This window comes from Brooklawnia cerclae, assembly GCF_011758645.1.
GTDB lineage: Bacteria > Actinomycetota > Actinomycetes > Propionibacteriales > Propionibacteriaceae > Brooklawnia > Brooklawnia cerclae.
The window spans coordinates 531659-556451 of sequence record NZ_JAAMOZ010000001.1 but is presented as its reverse complement, the minus strand read 5'-3'; the positions used below and the strand labels follow the sequence as shown (position 1 = coordinate 556451).

The window sequence follows — 24793 nt, the reverse complement described above, 5'->3', positions numbered from 1 at the left end:
ACCATGAGCAAGCAACTGACCCGAAGCCAGGATCACCGCGTGATCGCCGGGGTCTGCGGAGGCCTCGCCGACTACTTCTCCATCGACCCACTGCTCGTCCGCCTCGGAGCGATCGCCCTGGGGTTCGTCAGCGCCGGGCTGGCAGGTGGCGCCTACGCCGTCGCCTGGCTCCTCCTCCCCGAGGAGGGAACGGGCCAGACCGGGCTCGACCAGTTGTTCAGGCGCTACGACGCCTACCGCAACGATCGGAACGCCGGCGGTTCCCCGCGCCCCAACGACACCTTCCGCGCGGACGAGTGAGCGAGGCGGTCGATGCGGCCGGTCAGTACGCGAGTTTCTTCGCGACGATCGACGTGCCGGCCGCATCGACAGCCACGTAATCGCCGGCCGTTCCCTGCAGCGCCTGCGCGAACTCGTTGAACTGGTCGGTGGCCTCGGAGGTCCAATCCCCCGCCTGGCTCTGGCAAACGGAATACGTGCCGGCCGGCATCGTGACCATCCCGAACTCGCCCGAGTCGGCCTGCGCCGCCTTGACCTGCGCGTTGATCTCGGCCATTCGTTGCGCCCAGTCCTCCCAGCGGTTGGCCTGGCTCGTGATGTTGCTCGGGGACGCTGTCGTGTTGTTGCCCAACCCGGGTTCGTAGGTCGAGCCGGAGTAGTTGCCGGAGTACGACACCCCCGGGCTGTACCCACCCGAGCTCGATCCCGACGACGTGGAATACGACCCCACCGCCGATGAGCCCGTCTGACCGGAACCCGTCTGGCCAGAGCCGACGCCGGTCGTCCCGGGCGTATAGCCACCGCTCACGCCACCGTCGGCGGAACTGGAACCAGAGCCGGATCCGCTACCGGTCGCGCTACCGGCGCCCTGATGGCCGACCTGCGAGCCCGTCCCCGCGGAGCCCTTGCCGTCCGCGGCGGTCGTCCCCCCGCCGGCATACCCGCCGCTCACACCCGAGCCGGTCTGCGCACCGACGATGCCCGAGGACGCATACCCGCTCGTCTGCGCCGACCCGGCGGCACTGGTGCCACCGATCAGGCCGAACGAACTGCCCGAAGAACCGCCTGCCGTCCCGCTGCGGGAAGCCCCCGCCCTGCCCGCCACGCCGGTGCACGCCGAAGCGGTGAGCGCCGCGCTCGCGTTACCACCGGCCGCACCCGAGGCCACGCCGCTGGACGACACCGTCCCGGCCGCCGAGGTGCCCACGACCTGCGTACCTGCCGTCCCCTGCGTACCACCCATGGCCGCGGGCGGCATCATGCCCCCTTGACCGTCCTTGCGATCCCGGCGCTTGAGCGCATCGACCTCGATCAACGCCTCGTAGACGTCCAGGTCGCGCAACTCGTCGTCACTGCTCGCGCGGTAGCCGGAGACACCGTCCTGCGCGGCACGCGCCGCACCGCCCGCATCCGGGGTGGGCAGCCCCGAGTTCATGTCGGCCATGCCGACGAGTCTGCCATGGCGCGGGGTCAGCGCCCCGGAGCCCTCACTCCCATTCGATGGTCGCCGGCGGCTTGCTGGTGACGTCGAGGACGACGCGGTTGATCTGACGGCACTGATTGGTGATGCGCGTGCTGATCCGTTCCAGGACGTCGTAGGGCAGACGCGACCAGTCGGCGGTCATCGCGTCCTCGCTGGCGACCGGACGCAGGACGATCGGGTGGCCATAGGTTCGTCCGTCACCCTGCACCCCCACCGAGTTGACGTCGGCGAGCAGGACGACCGGCATCTGCCACACGTTACGGTCCAGTCCTGCTGCGGTGAGTTCCGCGCGAGCGATGGCGTCGGCCTCACGCAGCAGATCGAGCCGATCGGCCGTGACCTCACCGATGATGCGGATCGCCAGGCCGGGCCCGGGGAACGGCTGGCGCCAGACGATCTCGTCCGGGAGCCCCAGTTCGAGGCCCGCCGCGCGCACCTCGTCCTTGAACAAGGTGCGCAACGGCTCGATGAGGGTGAAGCTCAGGTCGTCCGGCAGCCCGCCGACATTGTGGTGGCTCTTGATGTTGGCCGCGCCGTCCCCGCCACCGGACTCGACCACGTCGGGGTACAGCGTCCCCTGGACGAGGAAGTCCACTCCCTTGGCGCCCGTGACCGAACGGGCGACGGCCTCGAAGCTGCGTATGAACTCACGCCCGATGATCTTGCGCTTGGCCTCCGGTTCGGTCACCCCCGCCAGCGCGCTGAGGAAGCGCTCCTGCTCGTCGGCGACCACGAGGTCGACCCCGGTGGAGGCCACGAAGTCCTCGCGCACCTGCTCCGCCTCACCCTTGCGTAACAGGCCGTGGTCGACGAACACACATGTCAGCTGACTGCCGATGGCCCGTTGCACCAGGGCGGCGGCCACCGCGGAATCGACGCCGCCCGACAACGCGCACAGCACCTTGCGGTCACCGACCTGCTCACGGATGCGCTGCACCTGCTCGGAGACGAAGTTCGCGCTCGTCCAATCGGGGGTGCACCCCGCGATGCCGAACAGGAAGTTCTCCAGCACCTGCTGCCCGTACTCGCTGTGCATGACCTCCGGGTGCCACTGGACGCCGGCGAGGCGCCGTCCCGCGTCGACGAACGCCGCCACGGGGGCCCCGATGCTGCGGGCGAGTTCGATGAACCCCTCGGGTGCGCGCGTCACCGCGTCCCCGTGACTCATCCAGACGTTGAACTGCACCGGCAGGCCGTCGGTGAACGACGACTCCTGGTCGTCCAAGCGGACGGCGGTGCGCCCGAACTCCGAGGTCTCGGTGCGGCGCACCTCGCCGCCCAGCGCCTGGGCCATGGCCTGGAAGCCGTAGCAGATCCCGAACACGGGCAACCCTGTGCCGAAGAGCCCGGGATCGATCTGCGGAGCCCCTTCGACGTAGACCGATTGCGGTCCCCCGGACAGGATCACGGCCTTCGGCCCGCGCGCCATGATCTCGGCCGCGGACGCCGTGTGCGGCATGATCTCGGAGTACACGTGCGCCTCGCGCACCCTGCGGGCGATCAGCTGCGCGTACTGGGCGCCGAAGTCGACGACGATCACGAGATCATTGGGCATGGGCCGAAGTCTATGACAAGGTCGGGAATCGGCGTTCAACGCCACCTTCGAACTCGACTGGGCTATCGGCGGGTGATTGGATGGACCCGTGAGCATCTACTCGACGATCCGCGCGATCGCCTCGCGCGTCAATGAGGACCTGTCCGCGGCCCAGCGCGAGGACCCCGCGGCACGCTCCAAGATCGAGATCGCCATCGCCTACTCCGGGGTCCATGCGATCTGGATGTACCGGATCGCCCATCGTATGTGGCAGGTGGAGCCGCTGCGCTTCCCGGCCCGGCTGCTCAGCCAGTTCGCCCGCTTCACCACGGGGATCGAGATCCACCCCGGGGCGACCATCGGGCGACGGTTCTTCATCGACCACGGTATGGGCGTGGTGATCGGCGAGACCGCCATCATCGGGGACGACGTGCTCATGTACCACCAGGTGACCCTCGGGGGCCGTGCCCGCGGGCGCTTCAAGCGCCATCCCACGATCGGCAACCGCGTCCTCATCGGCGCCGGGGCCAAGGTCATCGGTGACATCACCGTGGGGGACGACGCCAAGATCGGCGCGAACGCCCTGGTCGTCAAGGATGTGGCCCCGGGCTCGGTCGTCGTCGGGATCCCGAGCAGCGTTCACAAGGGCGACGTCATCGCCTGACGTCGTCGGCGATCTGGGTGTGGTGACGCACCACCTCGCTGACGATGAAGCCCAGGAGCTTCTCGGCGAACTCCGGGTCGAGGTCGGCATCAATGGCCAGCTCCCGCAACCGGGCGATCTGCTGCTGCTCGCGAGTCGGATCGGCCGGAGGGAGCCCCAACTCGGCCTTGAGCCGCCCCACTCGCTTGGTGATCTTGAAGCGCTCGGCCATGATGTGGATCAGGGCCGAGTCGAGGTTGTCGATGCTCCCCCGGAGCTGGGAGAGCTCGGGGGGGATCTGTCCGGTGTCGGCAGCCATGTCAGTGGACGATCAGATCGATCCGCTGGAACGACTTGACGTCGGTGTAGCCCGTCGACGCCATCGCGCGACGTAGCGCCCCGGCCAGGTTCATCGTCCCGTCAGGAGTGTGCGAGGGCCCCAGGACGACCTCCTCCAGCGTCCCGACCGGCTCCATGCGGACGCGGCGTCCGCGCGGCAGCGTCTGATGCCAGGCCTCCGGGCCCCAGTGCCAGCCGGCGCCCGGGACGTCGCTGGCACGTGCCAGCGGGGTGCCCAGCATGGCGGCGTCCGCACCGCAGGCCAGTGCCTTGACGATGTCGCCGGAATGCCCCATCGAACCGTCGGCGATGACGTGGACGTAGCGTCCACCCGACTCGTCCAGGTAGTCGCGACGCGCCTCGGCCACGTCCGAGATCGCCGTGGCCATGGGCACCTCGATGCCGACGACCTGGGCGTTGGTCGAAGTGGCCGCGCCACCGAACCCGACGAGGATGCCGGCCGCACCCGTGCGCATCAGGTGGAGGGCGGTCTGGTAGGTGGCACAGCCACCCACGATGACGGGCACGTCGAGTTCGTAGATGAACTTCGCGAGATCGAGCGGCTCCAGCGCGTCCGAGACGTGCTGAGCGCTCACCGCGGTGCCACGGATGACGAAGAAGTCGACACCCGCGTTCTCGACGACGTCGGCGAACTCCTGGGTGTTCTGCGGGCTGAGCGCGCCTGCCACCGGCACACCCGCCTCGCGGATCTCGCGCATGCGCTCGGTGATCAGCTCGGCCTTGATCGGCTCGGCGTAGACCTCCTGCATCCTGCGGGTCGCGGCGCGTTCGTCGTCGATCGACGTCAGTTCCTCGAGCAGCGGAACCGGATCGTCGTAACGCGTCCACAATCCCTCGAGGTTGAGCACACCCAGGCCACCGAGCCGCCCGAAGGCGATCGCGGTCTGCGGGCTCATGACGGAGTCCATCGGGGCGGCCACCATCGGGAAGTCGAAGCTGATCGCGTCGATGCGCCAGCTCAGGTCGACGGTCTCGATGCCTCGCGTACGACGCGTCGGCATGATCGCCACATCGTCCAGTGAGAACGCCCTCGCCGCGCGCTTGCTTCGTCCGATGTCGTACATGGTCCCTCCGATTCGGTTTGCCGCCTGACCAATCTAGCGTCGGTCGGCCTGCGCCACGACGGCCGCCAGCGTCTGGTCGAAGTCGGTGTGGCTCTCGCCGAGCATCGTGCGCGCATCCGAGTCGTCCATGACGAACGGTCGCTCGAACTGGTAGAGCTGCTGGCCGACGGACCTGAGGTCGGCGCTGACCAGGCCGGCCGACCGCACGACCCAGCCCGGGAGCGCCGAGACCCGCGCCGGGCCGGGGAGGCCCGCGGTGGCGCGCAGGGCGTTGCAGTACTCCCGCATCGACACCGCCGGGGCGCTCGGCACGTGCCACGCCCGGCCCCACATCGCCTCGTCGCGGGTGGCCCTGGCCAGCAAACGGCCGAAGTCGTCCACCGCCGTCCAGGTGTGTGGCTGTTCGGGATCGCCCAGCGGGCGAGCCGTGCCGCCGCCCAGCACCGCGGGGACGACGCGCGTCGCATGCGAGTTCGCTCCTGCTCCCGGCCCCACGTAGTCCGAGCCGCGCACCTCGACCACGCGAACGCGTCCGGCCTCGTGGGCTGTCATCGCCTCGCTCCACACCAGGGCGCGGACGCGTCCGTTGATCGTGGTCGAGGTCTGGGGATCGGTCTCACGCATCGGGCGGGTCGGCGGCGCGTAGGCGTACAGATTGCCCGCGAGGACGAGGACGGCACCGGATCGCTCGGCGGCGGCGATCAGGTTGCGTATCGCCGACGGCCAGTACCGGTCCCAGCGACCGTACGGAAAGTTGCAGCAGGCGACGACCGCCTCGATGTCATCGGGCAGCCGGGCGGGAAGATCGGCCGATGTGACGTCCGCCGCCAGCGGCCGGGCGCCGGGCAGGGATGTCGCCGAGCGTGTGACCAGCGTGACGCGATGGTCGTCGGCAACCAGGTGGGCGGTGGCGGAGCGGCCGAGCGGGCCTGCTCCGACGACGAGTGCGTGCATGGCGACCTCCTATAGTGAACAGTGTTCACAACAAACTTAGGTGAGCACTGTTCACCACGTCAAGAAGGCATGGCATCGTTGTGGCATGCCCAGACGATCGGACGAGCAGACGGCGGCCATGCGCGAGCGGATAGCCGTGGCGGCCCGGGAGGAACTCGCCGCCACGGGTGCCTCCGGCCTGTCGATGCGGCGCGTCGCGGCTCGGGTCGGCGTCACCGTCGGAGCGCTCTACCGGTACTACGCGGACCGCGATCAGTTGCTGACGGGGCTCATCATCGAGGCATATCTCGCCATCGGCCAGGCAGCCGAATCCGGCGAGCGATCGGTCGGTGCGCCCGCGGAGCGTTGGCTGGCCATCTTCCGCGCGGTCCGTGATTGGGCGAAGGCGCACCCGCACCAGTTCGACCTCATCTACGGGTCACCCGTGGTCGGCTACATCGCCCCGGAGACCACGATCGGCCCCGCCACCAGGATCCTCGCGCCCCTGATCCGCACCGCCCTGACCGCACCGGGGCGCGTGGACCCTTCCCCGGTGACCGACGCCGGGCTCGCGTCCGACCTCGACCGGGTGCGCGGCTGGCTGTCCGATCAGGGCTACGAGGTGGACCCCGGCACGCTGCCCGACTCCGTCATCCTCGGGGTCCTACGAGCATGGACGGAACTGGTGGGGACGATCGGCCACGAACTGCACGGCCACTTCGTCGGATCCATCGAGCACACGGACGACTACCTCGACGAGATCGCGCGCCGCACCGGGCAGGCCATCGGGCTGTGAGCCGCCCGGGCCCGCTCACCCCTTGTTGGACGCGTAGTTGGGCGCCTCGACCGTCATCTGGATGTCGTGTGGGTGAGACTCGCGCAACCCGGCCGACGTGATACGGACGAAACGCCCGTTGCTCTGGAGATCGGGCACGGTGCGGGCGCCGCAATAGAACATCGACTGGTGCAGGCCGCCTGCGAGCTGATAGATCACCTGGCCGAGCGGGCCGCGATAAGGAACCTGTCCCTCGATGCCCTCGGGGATGATCTTGTCGTTGCTCGTGACGTCGTCCTGGAAGTACCGATCCTTCGAATAGCTCATGTGCCGACCGCGCGTGGCCATGGCGCCCAGCGAGCCCATGCCGCGGTAGCTCTTGAACTGCTTGCCGTTGATGAAGACCAGCTCGCCGGGACTCTCGTCGCAACCCGCCAGCAGCGAGCCGAGCATCACCGTGTCGGCACCCGCCACGATCGCCTTGGCGGTGTCGCCGGAATACTGCAGGCCACCGTCCCCGATCACCGGCACTCCCGCAGCCTTCGCCGCCCGGGAAGCGTTGTAGATCGCGGTGATCTGAGGGACGCCCACTCCGGCGACCACGCGGGTGGTACAGATCGATCCCGGTCCGACCCCCACCTTGATGCCGTCCGCGCCGGCGGCGATGAGAGCCTCCGCGGCCTCGAACGTGGCCACATTGCCGCCGATGACGTCCACCCCGGCCGCGGCCGGGTCGGCCTTCAACCGCGTGATGAACTCGACCTCCGCACGCGAATGCCCATGGGCGGTGTCGACGACCAGCAGGTCGACACCCTCCTCCACCAGGGCCATCGCCCGCTCCCAGGCGTCCCCGAACACCCCGACGCCCGCACCGACGCGCAGCCGGCCCTGCTCGTCCTTGCTCGCATTGGGGTACCGGTCGGACTTCGCGAAGTCTTTCAGCGTGATGAGACCCTTGAGGCGCCCCTGATCGTCCACCAGGGGGAGCTTCTCGATCTTGTGGGCGGCCAGCAGCTTCAGGGCGTCGTCGCCCCTCGTACCGACAGGCGCCGTGACCAGGGGCATCGGCGTCATGACCGCGCCCACCAGCCGGGTCGGGTCCGTCTCGAAACGCATGTCACGGTTGGTGATGATGCCCAGCAGCACCATGTCGTCGTCGACGACCGGGATGCCGGAGATGCGGTAGGTGGCGCAGAGCTCGTCGGCGTCGGCGATCGTCGCGTCCGGGCTGATCGTGATCGGTTCGTCGATCATGCCGGCCTCGGACCGTTTGACCTGATCGACCATGTGGGCCTGCTCGACGATCGACAGGTTGCGATGAAGTATCCCGAGACCACCCTCACGTGCCATGGCGATTGCCATGCGCTGCTCGGTGACGGTGTCCATGGCCGCCGACAGGAACGGCATCTTCAGCGTGATGCGACGGCTGACTCTTGAGGAAGTGTCGACCTCACTGGGGATCACATCGGATTCCCGGGGCTGGAGCAGGACATCATCGAAGGTGAGTCCAAGCGTCTCGAACAGTGGTGGCACTCCGGCAGGCGTCAACTGGTCAGTCACTCACATACCCCTCGTCATCTGGTCGAGCCGCCATACTATCTCGCGCCCACCGCCGCAGCAGCAGCACGACCACCACCGCCACGCCCTGCCCCACCGGAATCGGCAGCCCCGCCGTCTCCAGGCAGACGCTGAGGGCGAACAGCCCGCCCACGACGGCGACAGCCCAGCCCTCGATGCGGGAGTCGTGCCCCACCGCCCCCAGCAGAACCCCGCCCCACAGCACGTACCAGGGCTGCAGGCTCGGGGTCGCGAACGCGAACACGACGAGCGCCCAAGCGACGAAGGCGACAGGACGCGTCGCGCCGCAGCGCCAGCCGAGCCAGGCCATGACGCCCACGCCGGCGAGGACGAAGACCGGCCCGACGATCGCCAGGCAGTCGGCCAGCGGACGCCCGGTCACGAGCGCCGCAGTAGCGGCCACCGTGCGGGGCAGTGAGGGATTGCCGGTCGAATAGGGGGTTCCCGATCCCCTCGCCCATCCCAGTCCCCAGCCCGTCGACGCGGACACGGCCCCGAACGTGGCCAATGTCACGGCGACCGCCACCGGCACCCGCCACAGGGCCGGACGGATCGCCTCGCGCCACGCTCGACGAGGTGGGGTGCCTCCTGGCAGGGCGATGCCGAGCATCGCCACGGCTACCGCCATGAGCCCGACGGGCTGCTTCACACTCATCCCGAGGCCGACCAGGGCGGCAGCCGCCAACCAGGCGATCGCGGACCGCCATCGGGCGGCCAGCCAGACGCCGGTCACCGCGAGGGCGAGCGCCCACGCGTCGTTGTGCATGCCGCCCACGAAATAGACGATGACCAATGGGTTGAGCAGCGACCCCCAACGAGCGCGATCGGCGCCGTGCCCTGTCAGTTCGGCGATCCGTGGGACGAGAGTCCCGATCACCACCACCGACGTCAGTGCCGGCAGGCGCATCGCCATGAGCGACCAGAACGGGTCGGCGCCGCTTGCCACCACCACGCCCGCCTGGACGAGCAGCGCCCCAGCCGGGTAGACAGGTGTCGTCCCCTGCCAGTACGAGTCCACCCGGTCGGCGAACGGCCCGCCGATCGTCGCGAGCCCCGTGGAATAGGGATCGAACCCCTGCGCGACGATCCACCCCTGGTCGAGGTAGGCCCAGGCGTCCTTGCTGAGCAGCGCGGGAGCCAGTACGAGCGGGACGCTCCACAGCGTGAAGGCCCGCCAGGCCGTGCGCCGATCCGCGTCGCGGATCCCGACCCAGGCGAGGAACAGAGCACCGAGGCCCAGGACCGCCGGCACCGTCTGCACGACGGTGACGCCTACCGGATTCTCCCGGGACGCGAAGCCCAGGCCCCAGGGAGAGGCGAGCCAGGCCGACGCCGCCAGCAGCAGGCTGCCTGCCAGCCCCAGCAGCTCATCGCGGCGAATCAGCACCCTCGAAGAGTACCGGGCCCTGCCCACGTGGATCGCGTCCACGGGGCAGGGCCCGGATCAGTGTGCCGTACTACCGGCTGGGCCGGTCAGTGCGCGTGCGCTGCGGCCTGCTCGTCGTCCTCTTCCTTCTTCTCCACCACGATGGCCTCGGTGGTGAGGAGCAGAGAGGCGATCGACGCGGCGTTGGCCAGCGCGGAACGGGTGACCTTGACCGGGTCGATGACGCCCTGGTCGATGAGGTTCCCGTACTCGCCGGTCTTCGCGTTGTAGCCCGCGTTCGGGTCGTCCAGTTCGGCGACCTTCGACACGATCACGTAGCCCGGCTCGCCGCCGTTCTCCGCGATCCAACGCAACGGCTCGACGACGGCCTTGCCGACGATCTGGGCGCCGACCTGTTCGTCCGAGTCCGCGGTCTCGACCGAGTCGAGCACCTTGACGGCATGGACGAGCGCAGCGCCGCCACCAGCGACGATGCCCTCCTCGATGGCCGCGCGAGTGGCCGACACGGCGTCCTCGATACGGTGCTTCTTCTCGTTCAGCTCGACCTCGGTGGCCGCGCCGACCTTGATCACGCAGACGCCACCGGCGAGCTTGGCGACCCGCTCGGCGAGCTTCTCGCGGTCCCAGTCGGAATCCGTGCGCTCCATCTCGGCACGCAGCTGCTCGACCCGGCCCTTGACCTCGGCCTGGTCGCCTGCGCCGTCGACGATGGTGGTCGCATCCTTGGCGACGACCACGCGACGGGCGCGGCCGAGCACCTCCAGCCCGACCTGATCGAGCTTCAGGCCGATCTCGGGGGCGACCACCTGGCCGCCGGTGAGGATCGCGATGTCCTGAAGGATGGCCTTGCGACGATCGCCGAAGGCCGGAGCCTTGACGGCGACGGAGGTGAAGGTGCCGCGGATCTTGTTGACCACGAGCGTCGACAGAGCCTCGCCGTCGACGTCCTCGGCGATGATGACCAGCTGGCCGTGCGCCGCGATGACCTTCTCGAGGATCGGCAGCAGCTCGTTCATGTTGCTGATCTTGCCCTGGTTGATCAGGATGTACGGATCGTCGAGGACGGCCTCCAGGCGGTCCTGATCGGTCACGAAGTAGCCCGAGATGTAGCCCTTGTCGAACTGCATGCCCTCGGTGAAGTCGAGCTCGGTGCCGAACGTGTTCGACTCCTCGACGGTGATGACGCCGTCCTTGCCGACCTTGTCGAAGGCCTGGGCGATGATGCCGCCGATCTCCTCGTCCCGCGAGCTGATCGTCGCGACATTCGCCATGTCGTCGGCGCTGTCGACCTCGCGAGCCACGGAACGCAACTCGGTGGTGATCGCCTCAACGGCCTTGTCGATGCCGCGCTTGAGACCCACGGGGTTGGCGCCGGAAGCGACGGCCCGCAGGCCCTCGTGCACCAGGGCCTGCGCCAGCACGGTGGCGGTGGTCGTTCCGTCACCCGCCACGTCGTTGGTCTTGGTCGCGACCTCCTTGGCGAGCTGGGCACCGAGGTTCTCGTACGGATCGGCGAGCTCGACATCCTTCGCGACGGTCACACCGTCGTTCGTGATGGTCGGCGCACCGTACTTCTTGTCGAGGACGACGTAGCGGCCCTTGGGGCCGAGCGTCACCTTGACGGTGTTGGCGAGGGTGTCCACGCCGCGCTCGAGGGAGCGACGAGCATCCTCATCGAACAGGAGTTCCTTGGCCATGAGGTATCAATGCCTCACTTCTCGACGACGGCGAGGATGTCGCGCGCGTTGAGCAGCAGAAGGTCCCTGCCGTCGTAACGGACCTCGGTGCCACCGTACTTGCTGAAGATGATCACGTCGCCATCCTTGACGTCCATGGGCACACGAACGCCCTTGTCGTCCACGCGGCCGGGGCCGGCGGCGATGACCTTGCCCTCCTGCGGCTTCTCCTTGGCGGTATCGGGGATGACCAGGCCCGAAGCGGTGGTGGTCTCGGCCTCGAGCGGTTCGACGAGGACGCGGTCCTCGAGCGGCTTGATCGTGGTTGCCACGTCAAACCCCTTTCTTGTTGTCCAGAGGTGTTCAACTTCGAAAACGAACGGGACGTCGTCGCGGGGCCGTTCCGTCGTTGGCACCCGACGCATTCGAGTGCCAGGAATCACATTAGCCCCGCCTTGGCACTCACACAACCTGAGTGCCAAGGCCGCGACGTCATGCTGCCATCGGCCTCCGCCGCTTGCGCAGAACCCCGCGCAGACGCCGCAGAAACCCTTCGGGATCGGACTGCAACTGCGCCCAGGTGACACGGACCACGACCCAGCCCAACGAGGCCAGCACTTGGTCACGCAACCGGTCCGCCTCGAACCCTGCACGTCCACCGTGATACTCGAATCCATCGACCTCCAGGCAGACCCGTTTGCGCTTCCATGCGATATCCAGGAAGTAGTCCCCCACACGCACATTGGTCTGCCAGCCCTCGAGGTTCGCCCGGCGCAGGATCCGGTGCGCGAGCCGCTCGGCCTCACTCCACGGTTCGTCGCGCGAATCCAGCAGAAGTGCCCGTCGTTCACTGTTTCCGCGGCGGCCGGGCATCGCCGCGAACGCCTCCCACAGTTGCGTCAACTGACAACCCGAGCGCAGGGCCTCGTCGATGGCGGAGGACGCACCGGAACCCGCGAGGTCGACCGCAGCGTAGGCAGGGTGCGCGAACCTGAGTGTCCCTCGACGGACGATCCACTCCGGCGGTACAGCCCGCCGGTGCCAGCGCACAGCATTGCCGCTGCCCACGGCGTTCCTGTGAAAAGCCGTCACTTCGTGCACCATGCATCGGTGCCAGTACCCCAGAGCTGCCGCCGCCTCGCCGGTGATGACAGCGTCGTCGGCATAGGCGCAGGCCGCCAGGGCCCGGACCTGCCACGTGATGTCGGTCTCCGCGGCGACCATCACCCCCGGCAACACGGACTTGAGCAGACCTGCGCTGGCTGCGTGATCGAGCGACGCCCTGAGCCTCCCTGCCTTGCGGCGCACCAGAACCCCTTCTTCGCGAAGCCGATGCCACAATTCCTCATCCACAACCCAACTGTCGGGTGCAGATCGTCCTCGGCAGGGGTTATCCACAGGGGCGATCCGGGATTTATCGGCTATCCACAAGAGAATCTGACGGCGGATCGAAATATCGGCCCGCCGAACCCCGATCAGCCTAACGAGCGTCAGATTTTCTCGCGGTTTGTCCCTCAGACCCGCCGGACGACGAAGGCACGAGCCCCGTGCACCGTGCGGGCGAGGATCAGAGTCGCCTGATGAGGCCCGGCCGGCCGCAGCCGGCGCCGCAGGGCGGCCGGATCGAGATCGAGGGCTCTCTTCTTGATCTCCAACGTCCCGATGTGATGCTCACGAACCCAGGTACGCAGTGTCCGCTCATTGGTGTCCATGGTCTCCAGCACTTCGAAGACGGACGCGAAAGGCGTCACCACCGGCTCGTCCGTGGAGAGGTAGGCGACTTCGGCGTCGAGCAACCAGGCCCCCGGGACGATGTCGCCCACTGCCCGCGCCCGTATCACCGCCCCATCGGGTTCCAGGATGTACCGCCCGGGTGCCGCGACCGGCAGACGCCGTCCCGTCCCTTCGACACGGTCGCCGGAGGGCAGCAGCTCCGCCACGCTCGCGGCCGTGCCACCCGGCAGGCGCCACAGCCCCGCCTCGACGACATCGCCCCGATGGGAGACCCAGCAGGCCTCGACATCGTCGGGAACGAGCTCGCGCGGAAGACCGGGCCCGAGTTTGACGCATGCCACATGCCGCCCGTCCAGCAGCCCGCACACGAACGACCACGGCGGACTGAAGTCCTCGACGCGCCAACTCCGACCCCGACCGGTGCGTCTCGCGGGATCGCAGAACACAGCCGTCCCGGGCCCGAGCAGATCGGACGCGGCCTCGGTCGCGTCCGCCACGACCACCGTGGCCCCTGTGCCCTCCAGGTTGGCGGACGCGACGGCCGCGGTCGCCGGATCGCGCTCGACGGCTACCACCCCGAGCCCGGCATGCGCCAGGGCGAGCGCGTCGGCACCGATGCCACAGCCCAGGTCGACGATGCGGCTCACACCGGCCTCCGCGAACCTGCGGGCCCGCCACGCCGCCACCTCGGGCCGGGACGCCTGCTCCAGCCCGTCGGGCGTGAACAGCATCTCGCCCGCGGCCTCACCGAACTTTGCCCGGGCCCGTCGCCGCAACGACGCCTGGCTGAGCGCCGCGGCAGCCAGTTCCGCAGGGAAGTCGCGGCGCAGGCGGGCTCCGGCCGCGAGCGAGTCCGGATCGTCCTCGGCCATCGCAGCGGTGAGCGCCGCGGCCCCCTGACCGGCCGACAGCGGATGCCTCACCTGATCGTCCCGTGCCAGCCGAGGGGACGTCCGCCCTGGTAGGGGATGACGAGATGGAACTGCTCGACGCCCGGGTCGAAGACCTGCGGCAGGAAGTAGCGATCCCCCTCCCACATCGGTAGGTCGGCCAGCGCCGTGATCGGCTGCCACGCCAGCGGGCCCTCGACGTTGTGCTCGGGCACATCGCCGGTCCACTCGTCCACCACGAAGACGAATCCGAGGACGTCCGACCCGTCGGTGTGGAACCCGGGCCAGCTGACCGTGCCACGCAGACGCATCGACACCACCTCGATGCCGGCCTCCTCGCGCAGTTCGCGCGCCATACCGGTCCAGATGTCCTCGTCGCGCTCGACCTTGCCGCCCAGGCCGTTCCATTTGCCAAGTTGCTCGTCGTCCGCCCGGCCGATGCGATGCACCATGAGCACCCGCCGCCGGTCGGGCGACAGGACGAAACCCAGCGTGGTCAGTTCGGGGCTGTACGACACAGGTCAGACGCAGGTGTATCCGCCGTCGACGACGACGCTCGTGCCGGTCACGTAGCTGGACTCGGGGGATGCGAGGAACAGCAGCGCGGTGTTGAGCTCACCGGCCTTTCCCTGGCGACCCAGCGGCACCCACTGCTTGACGTACTCCTGGAACTCGGGGGTCTTCAGGGCCTCGGCGGTGAGCTCGGTCTCGAAATATCCCGGGCAGATGCAGTTGACGGTCACGCTGTCCTTCGCCCACTCGGCTGCCAGGGCCCGCGTCAGGTTGACCACACCACCCTTGGCCGCGTGGTAGGCCGACGTCGGTATGGTCGTGTTGCCGACCAGCCCGTACATGGACGAGATGTTGATGACCCTGCCGCAGTCGGAGCGTTTGATGAGCCGGTTCATGAACTCGCGGGTGACTCGGAAGGTGGCGGTCAGGTCGAGGGCGATGTCGGCGTCCCACTGCTCGTCGGTCATGTCGAGGGCAGGGGCGACTCCGCCGGTGCCCGCGTTGTTGACCAGGATGTCCGCACGCCCGAACCGTGCGTCCACGGCATCGACGGCGGCCCGTACCTGGTCGAGATTCGTGACGTCGCAACCCACCGGCAGCACCTCGACGCCGAACATGTCGCGCACCTCGTCGGCCACCGCCTGGAGCTTCGGGACCCTCCGGGCGAGCAGGACCAGGTTCGCACCCTGAGCCGCGAGCGCCCTCGCGAACTGCACCCCGAGCCCGCTTGATGCCCCCGTGATGACCGCGACCAGACCGCTGAAGTCGAACATGCTGGGCCTCCTCGCTCGTATGCGTGACAACAGCCTAGTGGTCAGGCCAGCACCCGCATGACGGGCATACCGGAGTCCGCGGAGATACCTGGGTCGCTGGGATCACGGCCGGCCTCGACGACTGCGGCACCGAGCACCGCGATCATGACTCCGTTGTCGGTGCACAGGCCCGGACGTGGACGGCGCAGCACGACACCGGCGTCGTCCGCCCGTTCGGCCATGAGCCCCCGAAGACGCGAGTTCGCGGCGACCCCGCCGCCGAGGACGATGTGATCCACCCCGAAGTGCCGGCACGCGTCGATCGCCTTGGCGGTCAGCACGTCGGCGACCGCCTCCTGGAAGGACGCGGCGACATCGGGGACGCTGATGGGGCGCCCGTCGACCTCGGCCTGCTCGACGTACCGTGCGACCGCGGTCTTGAGCCCCGAGAAGGAATAGTCGAAGCGGTGTCGTTCGAGATCGTGCCGGGCGGTCAGGCCGCGCGGGAACGCGATCGCGGCAGGGTCGCCTTGCTGGGCCAGCCGGTCGATCACGGGGCCGCCGGGGTAGGGCAGGCCGAGCAGCCGGGCCACCTTGTCGTACGCCTCGCCTGCCGCGTCGTCGATGGTCGTCCCCACCTCGGTGATGTCGGAGGCGATGTCGCGGACGAGCAGCAGCTGGGAGTGTCCGCCCGACACGAGCAGGGCGAGCACCGGATCGGGGAGCGGGCCGTGCTCGATCATGTCCACGCCCACATGGCCCACCAGGTGGTTGAGCCCGTATAGCGGTTTGTGCAGGGACGCCGCGAGAGCCTTCGCGGCTGCCAGCCCCACGACCAGCGATCCCATGAGACCCGGCCCGGCGGTCACCGCGATGGCATCCACCTCGGTGAGATCGACGTCGGCCTTCGCCAGGGCGCGTTCCAGTGTGGGCACCATGGCCTCGAGATGGGCACGGGACGCGACCTCGGGGACCACGCCACCGAACCGGGCATGCAGGTCGACCGAACTGGCCACCTCGTTGGCGAGCAGTTCGCCGGTGCCCCGGACGATTCCGACGCCGGTCTCGTCGCAGCTGGACTCGATGCCCAACACCAAGGGACCACTCACTCAGGCCACATCCCAAACACCGGGGCCCACGGCCGCGCACGGGCGGAGTTCCAACTCCATCACCACGGCGTCGTGTCCCGGATAGTAGTTCTGGCGGCGGGCGATCGGCTCGAACCCGGCCCGGCGGTAGAGGGCGAGCGCCGGCGAGTTGTCGTCGCGCACCTCGAGCAGCATCCGATCGGCGCCGGCCGCCTCGGCCCATTCCAGCCCGAGTTGCAGCAGACGCCCGGCCGCCCCGCGGCGACGGCACTCGGGGGCGACGACGATTCTCAGTAACTCGGCGGTGTCGCCGACCACACGGAAGGACGCGGCGGCCTCGACCCGGCCCATCGAGTGGCTCATGACCACCAGGCGGTCGGGCGCGTCCAGCTCGGCACGCCATGACTCCATGGACCAGCGCTCGCCCTTGTCGAACCCGGATTCCTCAAGGGCGACCAGTGCGGGCAGGTCGGCGGTGGTGACGGCGGAGATCAGCATCTGTTCACCTCGGCAGCGTTGGTGGTGTGGGCAGGGCCAGCAGGCGTCCGCCGGCGAGGGCCGACTTGCGGGTACGCGGCAGCTCCGCGTCGGGTTTGCGCAGGTAGAGAGGTTCCAGCCCCACGTCGGGCAGGTCGTCGATCCGGGCGGCCAGCAGCGCCGCGTCGAGGGTGGGCGCGGCACCGACGCCGGGACCGGCGGTGGGCAGGTTGGGAAGATCCGCGGGAGCACTCACCTCGGGCGCACCGAGGCGTTCCCCCGAGGGGGCGTACCGCGCCCAGTACAACTCGTGGCGCCGGGCGTCGGTGGCGACGACGACGTCGGAGCCGGGGGGCGGCGGAGCGAAGTCGCCGCCCGCGAACCAGCGCAGGGCGATGGCGTCCAGGGTGCAGGCCCCGCGGACCGGCACGCCTGTGACGAAGCCGAGGGTGCGGGCGGTCACGATGCCGATCCTGAGCCCGGTGAACGGCCCTGGCCCGACGCCCACCACGATCCGGTCCAGGTCGCCGAGAACGACCCCGGCGTCGGCGAGGAGCGCGTCCACCATCGGCTGCAGGAGCTCGACATGCTTGCGGGACGACTCCTCGGATCGGGCGGCAACCGGCTGTCCTCCGTGGGCCAGGCCGACGTTGATGCCGGTCGCGGTGTCGATGGCCAGCGTCCAACCGGATGGGATCGTCACAGGGCCTCCTGATCGGGTACGAGAGCCTGTAGATCAACACCTTGCCAGCGCTCACCGACGCCGCGCAGCAGAACCGTGCGAGTGTCGTCGGCGACATCCCCGCTGCGGTCGATCTCGATCTCCAGCCGGTCGTCCGACAGTCCCTCGGCCAGGCCCTCGCCCCATTCGACGATGGTGATGGTCTCGGCCAGGGACGAATCCAGGTCGATGTCCTCGAGTTCGGCCGCCGAGCCCAGCCGGTAGGCGTCCACGTGCACCAGGGCGGGGCCACCGTTTCTCGCCGGGTGAATGCGGCTGAGCACGAATGTGGGCGAGGTGATCGGGCCCTCGACGCCGAGGCCCTCGCCGAGGCCCTGTGTGAGGGTGGTCTTGCCGGCGCCCAACTCACCGCTGGCGACGACCAGGTCGCCGGCGCGCATCAGTCGGGCCAGACGGACCCCGAGGAGCCGCATGTCATCGGCCGTCGGCACGACGACCCGCACCGGCAGTTCCGTGCTCAACACGTAGCGGTGCTCGTCGAGCTCGTCGACCACCGTGAAGCCGTGTTTGCCCCACCAGGCAACCATCTGCGGCAGCTCGCGGCGTGCGATCAGCCGGATCCGGCGCAGGCCGAGGTCGAGCGCCACGTGGGCCGCGGCACGCACCATCTCGGCGGCCACGCCGTGCTGGCGCTGATCGGGAAGGACGCTGACCCGGTGCAGCATGCCGACGCCGTCCTCGTGGCTCGACAGGAACAGGCAGCCAGCATCGCGTCCGCCGACGGAAGCGATGATGCCCACCTGCGACGCCAGCCGGTCGGCGATCGCGGCGAGATCGTCGCCGAATGCGTCGGCCGGAGGGTCCAGCGAGGGACGAGCGCTGAAGGCCTCACGGATGATGCGGAGCATCGACGGGGCGTCGCCGATCCCCGCGATCCGGAGTGTCGGCTCCCCCGCCGCCTGCCCCTCCTGCTCAGTCACGGCAGCCGAGTTTACGCCGGTGTAACGTGGCGTCCCAATCGTGTGTGCCGATGTCCCTTCCTCGGACCGTGTGCGGGGCGCGACGAGCGGGCCTGGCGAGGCGGGGCGATGATCGCCTTGTCGTCCGAATCGGCGATGGCACGGCCATGGGGTTCGTGACCCCGAGAGGCACCACAATGCCGGTGCCGAGGCGATGGGGGCGGATCGCCCCAAGACGGGCCTCGTCCTACAGGTTCGCGTGAATGGGTCACTTTCCCAGAAGTTCACCCATCGTTCCCCGTCTGACCCGTTTGCGGAAAGCTCCTCGTCCGCGCGGGGGTCGTAGCATGGGGCTGTGCGCGTTGCATTTGTGACGGAATCATTCCTGCCTTCGGTCAACGGGGTCACCAACTCGGTCCTCCGAGTGCTCGAGCACCTGCGGCGCACCGGCAACGAGGCCATGGTCATCGCCCCCAACCATCCGGGTGGCCTGCCCGAGACCTACGCGGGCTTCCCCATCGTCCCGACGGCCTCGGTCACCCTGCCCTGGTATCCCGACATGCGCCTGTCGGCGACACTGACCGCCCAGGTGGAGAAGCACCTGGCAGAGTTCGGGCCCGACGTCGTGCATCTTGCGGCACCCGTGGTGCTCGGTTCCAAGGGAATCCTCGCGGCCGCCGAGCTCGGGCTGCCGAGCGTCGCGCTCTACCAGACGGAGGTGCCCCAGTACGCGGTCCAGTACGGCTACGCCGCCGCCGAACCACTCGTCTGGCACCACCTGCGCAAGCTCCACAACATGGCCACGATCAATCTCGCCCCGTCGAGCTACACGCGTGACCAGCTCATCGAGCAGGGATTCTCGCGCGTCGGGGTGTGGGGACGCGGGGTCGACGTCGAGCGGTTCAGCCCGTCGAAGCGTGACCAGGCGCTGCACGACTCCTGGGCGCCGAACGGCGAGGTCGTCATCGGCTACATGGGCCGTCTGGGATCCGAGAAGCAGGTGGGAGACCTGGCGGTGCTCAGCAACATCCCGGGCACCCGCATGGTGATCATCGGGGACGGCCCCGCTCGCGCCGAGGTCGAGGGCCAACTGCCCCACGCGATCTTCGTCGGCATGCGGCGCGGGGACGATCTGCCCCGGCACCTGGCGAGCGTCGACCTGTTCGTCCACCCCGGTGAGTTGGAGACCTTCGGCCAGGCGATCCAGGAGGCGCAGGCCTGCGGGCTGCCGACGATCGCCCCGCGCCGGGGTGGCCCGATAGACCTCGTCGCACCGTCACACAACGGCTGGCTGTACACCCCCGGCGACCTGTCGATGATGCGGCAGTACGTGGTCGATCTGGTCGGCGACGGGTACAAGCGGGCCGCGTTCGGGCACACGGCCAGGGTTCGCGTCGAGGACCGCACGTGGCCGAAGCTCTGCGACGAGCTGATCGGTCACTACGAGACGGCCATCGAGTTGGGCGCCAGTGTCGGCGCCCGCATCGCCTGATTCCTACTGCTCCACCGGAAGCACGAACGCCCGGCTCCGCAGGGTCGTCCACAGCCCACCGAGCACTTCGGGCAGTGTGCGTGCGATGACGGCCGGAGGGAACGGCCCAGGCTTGTGTGCCGCTGCCATGGCCTGCACCGAGGCGCCCAGTGCCCCCGCCTGCCAGGCGGGAAGCCCGGCCGCGAGCAGCATCCCGCAGATCCCCGCGAGGACGTCACCCGATCCGGCCTGCGCCGTCCATGCCGGCCCGGGAACCGCGATCGTCACCCGTCCGGACGGTTCCACCACGTACTGGGTGGCCCCCTTGAGCAGAACGGCCGTGTTCCACCGCGCCGCCGCCTGCCGTGCGTGTCGGATCGGATCGACCTCGACGACGCGCCGGTGGACGCCGAGCATCGCGGCCAGCTCGCCTGCGTGCGGCGTCAGCAGCCAGCCGTCCGGCACGGTCTTGGGCAGGTGCTCGAGGGCGTCCGCGTCGACCACCGCGGGCAGCCCTGATTCGAGAGCCGCCTGGAGGCGCGCGGCATGGGCGTCGCGATCCTGCTTGCCCCAGCCGCAGCCCATGAGCCAGGCCTCGACGCGGCCGGGACCGATCGTCACCGAGGGCATGGCGTCGAGGATCAGGTTCGCCGCACGCTCCGGCCCCACGAAACGGATCATCCCCGTGCCCGCGTTCAGTGCGCCGGTCGTCGAGAGCACGGCGGCACCCGGATAACGCTCGGAGCCGGTGTCGATGCCCAGCACCCCGCGTGAGTACTTGTCGTCGACGGCGGTCGGCCAGGGCCACCAGCGGGCGATGTCGACCTCGTCCAACCGTCGCACATCGGGCTCGGGCAACGACAGGCCGACGTCGATCACTTCGACCGACCCGCAACGCTCGGCCGCGGGCTCGCCGACATGACACAGCTTGGGCGCGGCGAACGTGACGGTGTGCGCGGCACGGAAGGAGGTCGCGGTGGGGGTCACCTCGTCGGTCGACAGGCCGGAGGGCACGTCGACCGACAGCACCGGGATACACAGGTCGTCACAGGCCGTCGCGAACCGTTCGACGACGGGGAACAACCCGGGCCGCCCGCCGATGCCGAGTACGGCGTCGATGACGAGCATCACGTCGGGCAGCATGTGCATCGCCGTGCTCGAGTCGACGAACTTGACGCCCACCTGACGGGCGGCGATGACGGCCTGCGGATGCGCCTGGCCGGTCACCAGCCAGGCCACCGCGGGACGCCCTGCCGCGGCGAGGTTGCGAGCTGCGAACAGCCCATCACCGCCGTTGTTCCCAGGCCCGACGACGACCAGAGTCACCCCTGTCGGGGCCATCTCGCGCGCCCGGTCGCTGACCGCCCGGGCCGCGATCTGCATGAGGTCGGCGCCAGGGTTCTCCTCGAAGAACCTGTCTTCCGCCTCGCGGATCACCTGAGCGCTGTGCACCCCGATCATGATTCCCCTTCACATACGACGAAGGCCGCCGCCATGCCGGCCTCGTGGCTCAGCGAGAGCTGGATCCGACGGACCCCCAGCCGCTCCATCAGCGCGGCAACGGTGCCCCTCGTCTCGAACACCGGCCGCCCGTCCGGTCCGGAGTGAACCTCGGCGTCCACCCAGACCATACCGCCCGGGGAGCCCAGTGCCTTGGCAAGGGCCTCTTTTGCCGCGAACCTCGCGGCCAGGGACGCGGGGGTCCGCAGTGTGCCGTCGGGGCGATGGGCCTCCTGATCGGTGAACAAGCGCCCGAGCATGCCGGGGCGCCGGCGCAACATCGCCTCGACCCGGTCGACCTGGCAGATGTCGACGCCGATCCCGACGATCATCGCCTCACTCCACCGTGACGGACTTCGCCAGGTTCCTCGGCTGGTCGACGTCGTGACCCAGCAGGGTGGCCAGTTCACAGGCGAACAGCTGCAGCGGCACGGCCGCCACGAGCGGCTGCAACAGCGTCGACACCCGTGGAAGCCGGATGATCACGTTCGAGTAGGCCTCCACGTCCGCATCGTCCTCCTCGACGAGGACGATCGTCCGAGCACCGCGCGCCCGAACCTCCTGGATGTTGCTGACGACCTTGTCGTGCAGCTGATCACGCCCCTGCGGGGGGACGATGACGAACACCGGCATGCCGGGCTCGATGATCGCGATCGGCCCGTGCTTGAGTTCACCGGCCGCGAAGCCCTCCGCGTGCTGGTAGGCGATCTCCTTGAGCTTGAGCGCGCCCTCGAGCGCCACCGGGTAGCCGACGTGGCGGCCGAGGAAGATGAAGTCGTTGATCGACGACAGGTCGCGCGCGAGGTCGTAGACCTGCTGGGCGTTGTCGAGCAGCTGCTGGATCATCTGCGGGGTGCGTCCCAGCTCGTCGGTGACCGCACGGATCTCGTCCGCGTACTTCATGCCCCGCACCTGCGCGAGGTACAGCCCCAGGAGGTAACAGGCGGCCACCTGTGTGAGGAAGCCCTTCGTCGAGGCCACACCGATCTCCGGACCGGCGTGGGTGTAGATGACCGCGTCGGACTCCCGCGGGATGGTGGCGCCGTTGGTGTTGCAGATCGCGATCACCTTGGCGCCCTGCACCCGCGCATGCCGGATGGCCATGAGTGTGTCGGCCGTCTCGCCCGACTGACTGATCGTCACGCACAGGGTGAGCGGGTCGATGATGGGGTCGCGGTAGCGGAACTCCGAGGCCACCTCGACCTCGCAGGGCACCCTCGTCCAGTGCTCGATCGCGTACTTGGCGACCATCCCGGCGTAGTAGGCGGTGCCACAGGCCACGATGACGATCTTGTTGACGCGGCGCAGATCCTCCTGCGAGATCGAGCGCATCTCGTCGAGGACGAGTTCCCCGCGGTTGTTGTACCGGCCGAGCAGGGTGTCGGCGATCGCCTGGGGCTGCTCGAAGATCTCCTTGCGCATGAACCAGTCGAAGCCGCCCTTCTCAGCGGCCGAGGTGTCCCAGTCGACGTGATAGCGGCGGGTGTGCGCGGGGGTGCCGTCGAAGTTCACCACGGTGATCTCGTCGCGGCTGATGAGCACCGCCTCGTCCTGGCCGAGCTCGATCACGTCGCGGGTGTGCGCGATGAACGCCAGCACGTCGGAGGCGAGGAAGTTCTCGCCGTTGCCGACCCCGACCACCAGCGGCGAATTGCGACGGGCGGCCACCACGTGCTCGGGATCCTGGGCGTCCACCGCCACGAGGGTGAAGGCGCCCCGGAGCCGGTTGGCCAGCGCGCACATCGCTTCGAGCAGGGGCACCGACCGCAGTTCGCGGGCGAGCAGGTGCGCCGCAACCTCGGTGTCGGTCTCACTGACGAAGGTGGTGCCCTCCGCCTCGAGTTCGGCGCGCAACTCGGCGAAGTTCTCGATGATCCCGTTGTGGACGAGGGCCACGCGGCCGTCGTTCGACACATGCGGATGGGCGTTCACGTCCGTGGGAGCGCCGTGGGTGGCCCAGCGGGTGTGTCCGATCCCCTGGTTGGACGCGGGCAGCGGCGCCGAGGCGAGCACCGCCTCGAGGTTCGTCAGCTTGCCGGCCTTCTTGGCGGTCGAGAGCCGTCCGCCCGCCACGACGGCGATGCCGGCGGAGTCGTAACCGCGGTATTCCATGCGCCGCAGGCCGTCGATGATGACCTGCTGCGCGTCCTGCGGCCCGACGTATCCGATGATTCCGCACATGCTCCCACCCTATCCATGCCTCACGATGTCTTCCGAACCGCGCCGCGCACGTGCGAGCCAGCGTAGCTTGGGCGACTGGTCACCTGCCCGGCAACCGCATTGGGACCGCATGTGACTCCCCGCTAGGCTATGGCGAGCGAACGGGGGAAAACGGGGGAAGGAGACCGGCTGTGAGCAGCCCCTGGGTAACTCTGGCCAGGCAGGACTGGGCAGACCTGGCGCGGGACGGGCACATCCGCCTCGACAGCACAACGGTCAATCGGCTACGCGGCCTTGGCGATCCCACCGACGAGCGCGACGTCGCCGAGGTCTACCTGCCGTTGACTCAGCTCATCCACCTCCATCGGATGCACCACGACCAGCTGTACGCCGAGTCGAACGACTTCCTCCACATCTCCCCGAGCCCCACCCCTTTCGTGATCGGCGTGGCGGGCTCGGTCGCGGTCGGCAAGTCCACCACGGCCCGCCTGCTGCAAGAGCTCCTCCGCCGCACCCCGGGCAACCCGAAGGTCGAACTCATCACCACCGACGGGTTCCTGTATCCCAACGCCGTCCTGATCGAACGTGGCATCCTCGACAAGAAGGGCTTCCCCGAGAGCTACGACCGGCGGGCTCTCCTCGACTTCGTCGTCGCGGTCAAGTCCGGTGCCGCGACCGTCACCGCACCGACGTACTCTCACGTCATCTACGACATCGTCCCCGACAAGCTGCTGACCATCGAGAGGCCCGACATCCTCATCGTCGAGGGCCTCAACGTGCTGCAGCCTGCCCACGTGGCCCGTCCGGGGGGCGCGGGGCTCGCGGTCAGCGACTTCTTCGACTTCTCCGTGTACGTGGACGCCGATGCCGCAGCCATCCGCGACTGGTTCATCACGCGTTTCCTCGCCCTGCGCGACACCGCGTTCCGCGACCCCGACAGCTACTTCCGCGCATACGCACGTATGACCGACGACGAGGCCGTCGAGGCCGGCGGGCACGTGTGGGACACCATCAACGCCCCGAACCTCGTGCACAACATCGAGCCCACGAAGGACCGGGCCACCGTGATCCTGCGCAAGTGCGCGAACCACGTCATCCACAGCGTGCAGATCCGCAAGATCTGACCCGCCGCCG

Annotated in this window: 24 protein-coding genes and 1 pseudogene; 5 read left to right on the top strand and 20 right to left on the bottom strand. The window is 69.0% G+C overall.

Features of this window, described 5'->3' with window-relative positions:
* Positions 1–3: 3 nt before the first annotated feature.
* Positions 4–300 (top strand): PspC domain-containing protein, encoded by a 297-nt coding sequence (locus FB473_RS02740; RefSeq protein WP_167164614.1) that lies wholly within the window; start codon positions 4–6, stop codon positions 298–300.
* 22 nt (positions 301–322) lie between these two features.
* On the opposite strand, the gene FB473_RS02735 is transcribed toward FB473_RS02740, so the two are convergent.
* Together FB473_RS02735 and guaA are read right to left on the bottom strand one after the other, a co-directional pair.
* Positions 323–1444, bottom strand: coding sequence for a hypothetical protein (locus tag FB473_RS02735; protein WP_167164613.1), 1122 nt, complete (start codon positions 1442–1444; stop codon positions 323–325).
* A 43-nt stretch (positions 1445–1487) separates the two neighbouring features.
* Complete coding sequence (guaA, locus tag FB473_RS02730; RefSeq protein WP_167164611.1) at positions 1488–3038, bottom strand: glutamine-hydrolyzing GMP synthase; 1551 nt, start codon at positions 3036–3038, stop codon at positions 1488–1490.
* A gap of 88 nt (positions 3039–3126) precedes the next feature.
* Between guaA and epsC the strand changes: the two genes are divergently transcribed.
* Entirely contained in the window at positions 3127–3681 is a 555-nt protein-coding gene (gene epsC, locus FB473_RS02725) for a serine O-acetyltransferase EpsC (RefSeq protein WP_341770009.1), read from the top strand.
* Here epsC and FB473_RS02720 read toward each other — a convergent pair.
* From FB473_RS02720 to FB473_RS02710, 3 genes and pseudogenes are all read right to left on the bottom strand, one after another.
* Positions 3652–3979: pseudogene (locus FB473_RS02720) on the bottom strand (chorismate mutase); the annotation flags it as partial. The gene epsC and the pseudogene FB473_RS02720 overlap by 30 nt on opposite strands.
* Position 3980: 1 nt before the next feature.
* Positions 3981–5084 (bottom strand): GuaB3 family IMP dehydrogenase-related protein, encoded by a 1104-nt coding sequence (locus tag FB473_RS02715; protein WP_167164605.1) that lies wholly within the window; start codon positions 5082–5084, stop codon positions 3981–3983.
* Positions 5085–5117: 33 nt separating this feature from the next.
* Positions 5118–6038 (bottom strand): NAD-dependent epimerase/dehydratase family protein, encoded by a 921-nt coding sequence (locus FB473_RS02710; RefSeq protein WP_167164603.1) that lies wholly within the window; start codon positions 6036–6038, stop codon positions 5118–5120.
* Positions 6039–6123: 85 nt separating this feature from the next.
* Here FB473_RS02710 and FB473_RS02705 point away from each other — a divergent pair, with 85 nt between their 5' ends.
* Positions 6124–6813: a TetR/AcrR family transcriptional regulator gene (locus FB473_RS02705; RefSeq protein ID WP_167164601.1), complete on the top strand. Its 690-nt coding sequence runs from the start codon at positions 6124–6126 to the stop codon at positions 6811–6813.
* A 15-nt stretch (positions 6814–6828) separates the two neighbouring features.
* Here FB473_RS02705 and guaB read toward each other — a convergent pair whose 3' ends face one another.
* The 12 genes from guaB to tsaE form a co-directional block, all read right to left on the bottom strand.
* Complete coding sequence (gene guaB / locus FB473_RS02700) at positions 6829–8340, bottom strand: IMP dehydrogenase (RefSeq protein WP_167168918.1); 1512 nt, start codon at positions 8338–8340, stop codon at positions 6829–6831.
* Between the two features lie 4 nt (positions 8341–8344).
* Positions 8345–9757, bottom strand: a complete 1413-nt coding sequence (gene mptB, locus FB473_RS02695) for a polyprenol phosphomannose-dependent alpha 1,6 mannosyltransferase MptB (protein WP_167164599.1) — start codon at positions 9755–9757, stop codon at positions 8345–8347.
* An 86-nt stretch (positions 9758–9843) separates the two neighbouring features.
* Positions 9844–11454 carry a chaperonin GroEL gene (gene groL / locus FB473_RS02690; protein ID WP_167164597.1) on the bottom strand — a complete coding sequence of 537 codons (1611 nt, stop codon included), beginning with the start codon at positions 11452–11454 and terminating at the stop codon, positions 9844–9846.
* Between the two features lie 14 nt (positions 11455–11468).
* Complete coding sequence (gene groES, locus FB473_RS02685) at positions 11469–11765, bottom strand: co-chaperone GroES (protein ID WP_167164595.1); 297 nt, start codon at positions 11763–11765, stop codon at positions 11469–11471.
* Between the two features lie 160 nt (positions 11766–11925).
* Complete coding sequence (locus FB473_RS18380) at positions 11926–12786, bottom strand: DUF559 domain-containing protein (RefSeq protein WP_167164593.1); 861 nt, start codon at positions 12784–12786, stop codon at positions 11926–11928.
* Positions 12787–12947: 161 nt separating this feature from the next.
* Positions 12948–14090 (bottom strand): class I SAM-dependent methyltransferase, encoded by a 1143-nt coding sequence (locus FB473_RS02675; protein WP_341770008.1) that lies wholly within the window; start codon positions 14088–14090, stop codon positions 12948–12950.
* Positions 14087–14575, bottom strand: a complete 489-nt coding sequence (locus FB473_RS02670; protein ID WP_167164591.1) for an NUDIX domain-containing protein — start codon at positions 14573–14575, stop codon at positions 14087–14089. Before FB473_RS02670 ends, FB473_RS02675 begins: the two co-directional genes overlap by 4 nt.
* A 3-nt stretch (positions 14576–14578) precedes the next feature.
* Positions 14579–15343 (bottom strand): SDR family NAD(P)-dependent oxidoreductase, encoded by a 765-nt coding sequence (locus tag FB473_RS02665; RefSeq protein ID WP_167164589.1) that lies wholly within the window; start codon positions 15341–15343, stop codon positions 14579–14581.
* A 41-nt stretch (positions 15344–15384) separates the two neighbouring features.
* On the bottom strand, positions 15385–16431 hold the full coding sequence (tsaD, locus tag FB473_RS02660; protein WP_167164587.1) for a tRNA (adenosine(37)-N6)-threonylcarbamoyltransferase complex transferase subunit TsaD: 1047 nt from the start codon (positions 16429–16431) through the stop codon (positions 15385–15387).
* A complete protein-coding gene (locus FB473_RS02655) occupies positions 16432–16908 on the bottom strand; it encodes a GNAT family N-acetyltransferase (protein WP_167164585.1) in 477 nt (158 codons plus the stop codon).
* 4 nt (positions 16909–16912) lie between these two features.
* Positions 16913–17590 carry a tRNA (adenosine(37)-N6)-threonylcarbamoyltransferase complex dimerization subunit type 1 TsaB gene (tsaB, locus tag FB473_RS02650; protein ID WP_341770007.1) on the bottom strand — a complete coding sequence of 226 codons (678 nt, stop codon included), beginning with the start codon at positions 17588–17590 and terminating at the stop codon, positions 16913–16915.
* Positions 17587–18549 (bottom strand): tRNA (adenosine(37)-N6)-threonylcarbamoyltransferase complex ATPase subunit type 1 TsaE, encoded by a 963-nt coding sequence (gene tsaE / locus FB473_RS18375; protein ID WP_341770006.1) that lies wholly within the window; start codon positions 18547–18549, stop codon positions 17587–17589. The genes tsaB and tsaE overlap by 4 nt, the downstream gene beginning before the upstream one ends.
* A 334-nt stretch (positions 18550–18883) precedes the next feature.
* Between tsaE and FB473_RS02640 the strand changes: the two genes are divergently transcribed.
* A complete protein-coding gene (locus FB473_RS02640; RefSeq protein ID WP_167164582.1) occupies positions 18884–20020 on the top strand; it encodes a glycosyltransferase in 1137 nt (378 codons plus the stop codon).
* A 3-nt stretch (positions 20021–20023) separates the two neighbouring features.
* Here the strand turns inward: FB473_RS02640 and FB473_RS02635 are convergent, their stop codons facing one another.
* From FB473_RS02635 to glmS, 3 genes are read right to left on the bottom strand one after another with little or no spacing between them, the layout of a single operon-like run.
* Entirely contained in the window at positions 20024–21460 is a 1437-nt protein-coding gene (locus FB473_RS02635; RefSeq protein WP_167164580.1) for an NAD(P)H-hydrate epimerase, read from the bottom strand.
* On the bottom strand, positions 21457–21831 hold the full coding sequence (locus FB473_RS02630) for a holo-ACP synthase (protein WP_167164579.1): 375 nt from the start codon (positions 21829–21831) through the stop codon (positions 21457–21459). Before FB473_RS02630 ends, FB473_RS02635 begins: the two co-directional genes overlap by 4 nt.
* 4 nt (positions 21832–21835) lie before the next feature.
* Positions 21836–23680, bottom strand: a complete 1845-nt coding sequence (gene glmS / locus FB473_RS02625; RefSeq protein ID WP_167164576.1) for a glutamine--fructose-6-phosphate transaminase (isomerizing) — start codon at positions 23678–23680, stop codon at positions 21836–21838.
* Between the two features lie 170 nt (positions 23681–23850).
* Here glmS and coaA point away from each other — a divergent pair, with 170 nt between their 5' ends.
* Entirely contained in the window at positions 23851–24783 is a 933-nt protein-coding gene (gene coaA, locus FB473_RS02620) for a type I pantothenate kinase (protein WP_167164573.1), read from the top strand.
* Positions 24784–24793: the final 10 nt, after the last annotated feature.

What these genes read in the sequence shown, in the direction of transcription:
- FB473_RS02740 (WP_167164614.1), top strand. Translation starts at nt 4, where the DNA reads ATGAGCAAGCAACTGACCCGAAGCCAGGATCACCGCGTGATCGCCGGG.
- FB473_RS02735 (WP_167164613.1), bottom strand. Translation starts at nt 1,444, where the DNA reads ATGGCCGACATGAACTCGGGGCTGCCCACCCCGGATGCGGGCGGTGCG.
- guaA (WP_167164611.1), bottom strand. Translation starts at nt 3,038, where the DNA reads ATGCCCAATGATCTCGTGATCGTCGTCGACTTCGGCGCCCAGTACGCG.
- FB473_RS02715 (WP_167164605.1), bottom strand. Translation starts at nt 5,084, where the DNA reads ATGTACGACATCGGACGAAGCAAGCGCGCGGCGAGGGCGTTCTCACTG.
- FB473_RS02710 (WP_167164603.1), bottom strand. Translation starts at nt 6,038, where the DNA reads ATGCACGCACTCGTCGTCGGAGCAGGCCCGCTCGGCCGCTCCGCCACC.
- FB473_RS02705 (WP_167164601.1), top strand. Translation starts at nt 6,124, where the DNA reads ATGCCCAGACGATCGGACGAGCAGACGGCGGCCATGCGCGAGCGGATA.
- groL (WP_167164597.1), bottom strand. Translation starts at nt 11,454, where the DNA reads ATGGCCAAGGAACTCCTGTTCGATGAGGATGCTCGTCGCTCCCTCGAG.
- FB473_RS02665 (WP_167164589.1), bottom strand. Translation starts at nt 15,343, where the DNA reads ATGTTCGACTTCAGCGGTCTGGTCGCGGTCATCACGGGGGCATCAAGC.
- FB473_RS02655 (WP_167164585.1), bottom strand. Translation starts at nt 16,908, where the DNA reads ATGCTGATCTCCGCCGTCACCACCGCCGACCTGCCCGCACTGGTCGCC.
- FB473_RS02635 (WP_167164580.1), bottom strand. Translation starts at nt 21,460, where the DNA reads ATGATCGGGGTGCACAGCGCTCAGGTGATCCGCGAGGCGGAAGACAGG.
- FB473_RS02630 (WP_167164579.1), bottom strand. Translation starts at nt 21,831, where the DNA reads ATGATCGTCGGGATCGGCGTCGACATCTGCCAGGTCGACCGGGTCGAG.
- glmS (WP_167164576.1), bottom strand. Translation starts at nt 23,680, where the DNA reads ATGTGCGGAATCATCGGATACGTCGGGCCGCAGGACGCGCAGCAGGTC.